The sequence below is a fragment of the Neisseria sp. P0019.S002 genome (genome assembly GCF_051957155.1).
Taxonomy (GTDB): domain Bacteria; phylum Pseudomonadota; class Gammaproteobacteria; order Burkholderiales; family Neisseriaceae; genus Neisseria; species Neisseria perflava.
Map to the genome: position 1 here is coordinate 1 of NZ_JBQCWS010000116.1, position 457 is coordinate 457.

Here is a 457-nt window from a genome sequence, read left to right on the forward strand (position 1 = left end):
ACCTACACCGGCCTGTTCACCCCCATCCGCGAACTCTTCGCCGGCGTACTCCTCTCGCGCGAACGCGGCTACAACGTCGGCAGATTCTCCTTCAACGTCAAAGGCGGCCGCTGCGAAGCCTGCCAAGGCGACGGCGTAATTAAAGTCTAAATGCACTTCCTGCCCGACGTGTACGTCCCCTGCGAAGTCTGCCACGGCAAACGCTACAACCGCGAAACCCTCGAAATCCAAGACAAAGGCAAAAACATCAGCCAAGTCCTCGACATGACCGTCGAAGAAGCCCGCGAATTTTTCGACGCCGTCCCCACCGTATCGCGCAAACTGCAAACCCTCATGGACGTAGGCCTAGGCGACATCCGCCTCGGCCAGTCCGCCACCACCCTCTCCTGCGTCGAAGCCCAGCGCGTCAAACTTGCCTTAGAGCTATCCAAACGCGACACCGTCAGAACACTCTACA

The 457-nt window shown here is 58.9% G+C and carries 1 pseudogene; it reads left to right on the forward strand.

Going from position 1 to position 457, the window contains the following annotated elements:
- Positions 1–457, forward strand: a pseudogene (locus tag ACTHTY_RS11845) (excinuclease ABC subunit UvrA); the annotation flags it as partial.